The sequence below is a fragment of the Micromonospora sp. NPDC048843 genome (assembly GCF_040649965.1).
Classification (GTDB): domain Bacteria; phylum Actinomycetota; class Actinomycetes; order Mycobacteriales; family Micromonosporaceae; genus Micromonospora; species Micromonospora hortensis.
In genome coordinates this window covers 1-4,066 of sequence record NZ_JBEZGJ010000320.1, presented here as the reverse complement: position 1 = coordinate 4,066, position 4,066 = coordinate 1, and the positions used below count along the sequence as shown (strand labels likewise).

1 protein-coding gene is annotated in these 4,066 nt (G+C 66.5%); it reads left to right on the top strand.

Annotation, left to right across the window (positions count from 1 at the left end):
- Positions 1-630 precede the first annotated feature (630 nt).
- The coding region (locus AB0C20_RS35445; protein WP_357569650.1) for a DNA-directed RNA polymerase subunit beta at positions 631-4,066 on the top strand (3,436 nt) is incomplete at its 3' end.

Below are 4,066 nucleotides of genomic sequence, written 5' to 3'. Positions count from 1 at the left end.
ACCGGCGACCGGGCTCTGTGGCTGGCACACTAGCGCGCCCGGGGGGGGGTTGAGCCCCCCGGCAACCCCGCCCGCCGTGTTTGTGGGACTGGCTGCGACCGGTCCTGAGCTGGGCGCCGACAATGGGTACCCTTGACCCGAACGAGCGTGGCGGGTCGCCCTCCAGTGGGAAACAAGGGACAACCCGGATACCGGCCCTTGACGCGGCCCGGGGCTGCCAGGCACGCTGACACCAGCAAGACACCGCGCTTGCGACGGCCACGACGTGGGTATGACAGCGGCGGCACCATCGGCCGCTGTAACCCGAGCGGCCCAGTGGGGAGTTGCGTTCTGAGCGGCCCGGCAGACCCCGGTTGACGGGGGCCGAGGCGCGCTCCGCAAACAACCTGCGGGGTGGGCTGGACAGCGGTTAGCCTCTCGGCTACACTGCTAGTTTGCGCTGCCTTCCGACTTGACCCCTGCTCGGAAATGTCCGTTTACGGATATTTCTGGTGGGGTCATTGGAGTGCACGCGTACCAGCCGTTCTGCAGCACCGGTCCTCGGAAGGACGCATCTTGGCAGCTTCCCGCCCTGCGAAGACCAGTCGTACGTCGAGCGCATTCGCTCCCCGCCGAGTTTCATTCGGCAGGATCACCGAACACCTCGAGGTCCCCAACCTCCTTGCCATTCAAAACGAGTCCTTCGACTGGCTCGTCGGCAACGAGGCTTGGCAGGGCCGGTCGGCGGACGACCCGCACGCACGATCGGGTCTCGCGGAGATCCTTGAAGAGATCAGTCCCATTGAGGACTTCTCCGGCACCATGTCACTCTCCTTCTCGGCGCCGCGCTTCGACGAGGTCAAGGCCTCGATCGAGGAGTGCAAGGAGAAGGACCTGACCTACTGCGCTCCGCTCTTCGTGACCGCGGAGTTCACCAACAACACCACTGGCGAGATCAAGAGCCAGACGGTGTTCATGGGTGACTTCCCGATGATGACGCCCAAGGGCACCTTCGTCATCAACGGCACCGAGCGCGTCGTGGTCAGCCAGCTCGTCCGGTCTCCGGGCGTGTACTTCGACAAGCAGCCGGACAAGACCTCCGACCGCGACCTCTCCAGCGTCAAGGTCATCCCGAGTCGGGGTGCCTGGCTGGAGTTCGACATCGATAAGCGCGACACGGTCGGCGTACGCATCGACCGCAAGCGTCGGCAGGCCGTCACCGTCCTGCTGAAGGCCATCGGATGGTCGGCCGAGCGGATCCGTGAGAAGTTCGGCTGGTCCGAGCTGATGATGACCACGCTCGAGAAGGACCACATCGCCGGCGCCGACGAGGCTCTGCTCGACATCTACCGCAAGCTGCGCCCTGGCGAGCCGCCGACGCGCGAGAACGCCCAGACCCTGCTCGACAACCTCTTCTTCAACCCGAAGAGGTACGACGTCGCCAAGGTCGGGCGCTACAAGTTCAACAAGAAGCTCGAAGTCGGCGTTCCGATCACCACCGGCACGCTGACCGAGGACGACATCGTCGCCACCGTGGAGTACCTGTGCCGGCTGCACGCCGGTGAGGACGGCTACGAGGCCGACGACATCGACCACTTCGGCAACCGGCGCCTCCGTACCGTGGGCGAGCTGATCCAGAACCAGGTTCGGGTCGGCCTGTCCCGGATGGAGCGTGTCGTCCGCGAGCGGATGACCACGCAGGACGTCGAGGCGATCACCCCGCAGACCCTGATCAACATCCGCCCGGTGGTGGCGGCGATCAAGGAGTTCTTCGGGACGTCCCAGCTGTCCCAGTTCATGGACCAGACCAACCCGCTGGCGGGCCTGACCCACCGGCGTCGGCTGAGCGCGCTCGGCCCGGGTGGTCTGTCCCGGGAGCGGGCCGGCTTCGAGGTCCGCGACGTGCACCCGTCCCACTACGGCCGGATGTGCCCGATCGAGACGCCGGAAGGCCCGAACATCGGCCTGATCGGCGCGCTGTCCACCTTCGCCCGGGTCAACCCGTTCGGCTTCATCGAGACGCCGTACCGGAAGGTCGTCGAGGGTCGGGTCACCGACCAGATCGACTACCTGACCGCGGACGAGGAGGACCGGTTCGTCAAGGCCCAGGCCAACGCGCGCCTGAAGGCTGACGGCACGTTCGCCGAGGACCGGGTGCTCTGCCGTCGTAAGGGCGGCGAGACCGAGGACGTCGTCCCCGGTGCCGTCGACTACATGGACGTCTCGCCCCGGCAGATGACCTCGGTCGCGACCGCCATGATCCCGTTCCTCGAGCACGACGACGCCAACCGGGCACTGATGGGCGCGAACATGCAGCGCCAGGCAGTGCCGCTGGTCAAGGCCGAGGCGCCGCTCGTGGGTACGGGCATGGAGTACCGGGCCGCTGTCGACGCTGGCGACGTGGTGGTCGCCGAGGTCGGCGGTGTGATCGAGGATCTCTGCGCCGACTACGTCACCATCCACCAGGATGACGGCCACCGCCGGACGTACCTGCTGCACAAGTTCCGCCGCTCCAACGCCGGCTCCTGCGTCAACCAGAAGCCGGTCGTCTTCGAGGGCGACCGCGTCGAGGCCGGTCAGGTCATCGCCGACGGTCCGTGCACCGACGAGGGCGAGATGGCACTCGGACGCAACCTGCTGGTGGCGTTCATGTGCTGGGAGGGCCACAACTACGAGGACGCGATCATCCTGTCGCAGCGTCTCGTGCAGCAGGACGTGCTCACCTCGATCCACATCGAGGAGCACGAGGTCGACGCCCGGGACACCAAGCTCGGTCCGGAGGAGATCACCCGCGACATCCCGAACGTCAGCGAGGAAATGCTCGCTGACCTCGACGAGCGCGGCATCATCCGGATCGGCGCCGAGGTCGTCCCCGGTGACATCCTGGTCGGCAAGGTCACGCCCAAGGGTGAGACCGAGCTGACCCCGGAGGAGCGCCTGCTCCGCGCGATCTTCGGTGAGAAGGCGCGTGAGGTTCGGGACACCTCGCTGAAGGTGCCGCACGGCGAGACCGGCACGGTCATCGGTGTGCGCACGTTCTCCCGCGAGGACGGCGACGAGTTGCCGCCGGGTGTCAACGAGCTGGTCCGGGTCTACGTCGCCCAGAAGCGCAAGATCCAGGACGGCGACAAGCTGGCCGGCCGGCACGGCAACAAGGGTGTCATCTCGAAGATCCTGCCGATCGAGGACATGCCGTTCCTTGAGGACGGCACCCCCGTCGACATCGTGCTCAACCCGCTCGGTGTGCCGAGCCGGATGAACATCGGCCAGGTGCTGGAGACCCACCTCGGTTGGGTCGCCAAGACCGGTTGGAAGGTCGAGGGTGACGACGCCGACTGGAAGCGTCAGCTGCGCTCGATCGACGCGCACGAGTCCGAGGGCGACACCAACGTGGCCACCCCGGTCTTCGATGGTGCTCGCGAGGAGGAGATCTCCGGTCTGCTCGAGTCGACCCTGCCCAACCGGGACGGCAAGCAGCTGATCGGTCGTACCGGCAAGGCGCAGCTGTTCGACGGTCGTTCCGGTGAGCCGCTGCCGGACCCGATCGCTGTCGGCTACGTCTACATCCTGAAGCTCAACCACCTGGTCGACGACAAGATCCACGCTCGTTCGACCGGCCCGTACTCGATGATCACGCAGCAGCCGCTGGGTGGTAAGGCGCAGTTCGGTGGTCAGCGTTTCGGTGAGATGGAGTGCTGGGCGATGCAGGCGTACGGCGCTGCCTACGCCCTGCAGGAGCTGCTCACGATCAAGTCCGACGACGTGCTTGGCCGAGTGAAGGTCTACGAGGCCATCGTCAAGGGCGAGAACATCCCGGAGCCGGGCATCCCGGAGTCGTTCAAGGTGCTGCTCAAGGAGCTGCAGTCGCTGTGCCTCAACGTTGAGGTGCTCTCCAGCGACGGTGTGGCCCTGGAAATGCGCGAGACCGACGACGAGGTGTTCCGGGCCGCTGAGGAGCTGGGCATCGACCTGTCCCGGCGCGAGCCGAGCTCGGTCGAAGAGGTCCAGCGACGAGATCGCGATGCCGCACAGGGTGCACGCGGTCACCCCGAGCACGGCGACCCAGCCGAAGGTGAACCACTTCGCG